This window comes from Stieleria sp. (assembly GCF_041595215.1).
Lineage (GTDB): Bacteria > Planctomycetota > Planctomycetia > Pirellulales > Pirellulaceae > Stieleria > Stieleria magnilauensis.
Genome location: NZ_JBFHKV010001102.1, coordinates 1 through 2774, shown reverse-complemented (window position 1 = coordinate 2774; position 2774 = coordinate 1). Strand labels below are relative to the sequence as shown.

The 2774-nt window shown below is 59.7% G+C and carries 1 protein-coding gene; it reads left to right on the top strand.

All coding sequences use genetic code 11. The annotated features are described in order from the left end of the window. On the top strand, positions 1-2467 hold a 2467-nt coding region (mutS, locus tag ABX749_RS28495), incomplete at its 5' end, for a DNA mismatch repair protein MutS (protein ID WP_372899017.1). Positions 2468-2774 lie beyond the last annotated feature (307 nt).

Here is a 2774-nt window from a genome sequence, read left to right as displayed (position 1 = left end):
GATGGCGGGGTTTCCCCATCACCAACTCGATTCCTACCTCTGCAAATTGATCCAAGCCGGGTTCCGGGCCGCGGTCTGTGAGCAGGTCGAAGACCCCAAACAAGCCAAGGGGCTGGTCAAACGAGAAATCACCCGCTTGGTCAGCGCGGGGACCCTGACCGACGACGACCTGCTTGATCCGCGGGAAGCGAATTATTTGGCCGCCGTGGTGTTGCACACGCCACGTAAAGGCAAGAAGCAAACCGATGAACCGGTCGCCGGAATCGCTTGGGCGGAACTTTCCAGCGGACGGTTCTGCGCCGGGGTGTTTCCCGTTTCGCGGGTCGAAGACGAATTGGCGCGGATCGGTCCGGCGGAAGTGATTTACCGTGAAGACGACGCCAAGTTTTCGCCGGATTCCACCGCGCCGTGGTCCTGGACGGCGCGGCCGGCTTGGAGCTTCGCCGAAGACGCTTCGGTGGAGTTACTGTGCAAGCAGTTCTCGGTCGGTTCGCTCGAAGGGTTTGGCTTTCGCGACGACGACACCGCGGCAGTTCGAGCAGCCGGCGCGGCACTGACCTATCTGCAGGAAACACAACCCGCTGGGCTGGATCATTTTCGATCCATTTCGGCGCACCACCGCAGCGGCGTGCTGGAGATCGATGCGTCGACGCGGCGAAGTCTGGAGATCACACGAACGCTACGAACCTCGTCGCGGGCCGGGTCGTTGGTCGATGCGATCGACTTGACGTGCACGTCGGCCGGGTCGCGGATGTTGGCCGATTGGATCGCCGCGCCGTTGGTCGAAATCGATGCGATTTGCCAGCGACACGATGCGGTCGAAGAATTCTTTACCCAAGCATCCCTCCGCAGCGATGTGCGGTCGACCCTGAAACAGACCTACGACATCACCAGACTGCTGGCGCGAATCGCCACCGGTCGGACGGGGCCGCGGGATCTGCAACAAGTGTCTCGAACGCTGGCGGGATTGCCGACGCTGAAGGCCAAGTTGGCCGGACGCAACCCCAAGCGGATCATGCATTTGGAGTCGCATTTGCACCTGTGTCCGGAGTTGCGCAGCGAACTGGAAGCGGCGTTGGCCGATGAATGTCCGCTCAATGCTGCCGACGGAAATTTCGTCCGCAAGGGATTCGACCCCGAACTTGATTCGCTGCGTGAGTTGGCCGCCGGCGGAAAACAGTGGATTCTGGAATACCAACAACGTCAGATGGACGTGACCGGAATTCCCAACTTGAAAGTCGGTTACAACAAGGTCTTCGGCTACTACTTGGAAGTCACCAACGCTCACAAGGACAAGGTGCCCGCGGATTTCATTCGCAAACAAACGCTGAAGAACTGCGAACGATACATCACGCCGGAGTTAAAAGAATACGAAGAGAAAGTCCTGGCCGCGGATGAAAAAGCCGCCGCACGGGAACAGTTGATCTTTCATAACTTGCGGACGCGTACCCATCATCACTTGGCGACGTTGCAGGAAGTTGCCGTTGCGATGGCGGAACTGGATGTGCTCGCGGCTTTGGCCGAGCTGGCTGCACAGCGAAGTTGGGTGCGGCCGGAGATGACCGACGATTCAGTGCTGCGAATCGAAGCGGGCCGGCACCCGGTGTTGGACGTGACGTTGCCGCAGGGAGAATTTGTCCCCAACGACTGCGTTCACGCCCCCGAGACCGGGATGATCCTGCTGATCACCGGCCCCAACATGTCGGGCAAAAGCACGTACATCCGCCAAGTCGCCTTGATCACCTTGTTGGCTCAAGCCGGGTCGTTTGTGCCCGCCGAATCCGCGGTGATCGGGATCGCCGACCGAATCTTTGCCCGCGTGGGAGCCAGCGATGAACTCAGCCGCGGGCAGAGTACGTTCATGGTCGAGATGGTCGAAACGGCGCGGATTCTCAATACCGCCACGTCGCGGTCCCTGGTGATCCTGGATGAAATCGGCCGCGGAACGAGCACCTATGACGGGCTGTCGCTGGCCTGGGCGATCACCGAGCACTTGCACGAACAGATCGGTTGCCGGACGCTGTTTGCGACGCACTACCACGAGCTGACTCAGTTGGAAGAGTCGCTGCCGCGGGTGTCGAATTTGAACGTGGCCGTCAAAGAGTGGAATGACGAAGTCGTCTTTTTGCACCGGATCATTCCCGGCGGCGCGGACAAGAGCTATGGGATCCACGTCGCCCGCCTGGCCGGCGTGCCGCGCGAAGTCAACGAGCGTGCTAAAGACGTGCTGGCGCAATTGGAAATCGACCACCGAGACGCTTTGGATCGGCCCTCGATCGCTCCACCCCAGGGACACAGCGATCGCGGCGGCGGCTCCTACCAGCTGACCCTGTTCGGGTTCTCCGACCATCCGGTGCTCAGCCAGGTGCAGAGCTTGGACCTGAATTCGATGACCCCGATCGACGCGATGCAGTTTCTGCAGCGGGCCCAGCGTGAATTGCGGAGCAATCCGGTGGTGAAGTCGTAGCCGGCGGGCCTGAATCGGCCGCCGCGTTTCTGGCAGCATCGTTTTTTGCCTTTCTTTTTGGCAAAAAACTCGATCTTTCGTGAAACCCTGCCGCCTTGGCGTGGTTTGAACAGGGTAACTCTCGACGAATTCCATCCATTGCGATCGCAGTGTCTGGGGCAATGTCGTGGGACGATGTACGGCTTCAAAGCACGGCGGAACTTCTCCGCAGCCAACTTCTCTTTCTGTAATCTCTGGGAATCGAAATCAATGAAGATCACAAGCGGCCCAATGGCCCTGTTGTTCGCGACAATCTTGGCGATGGTCG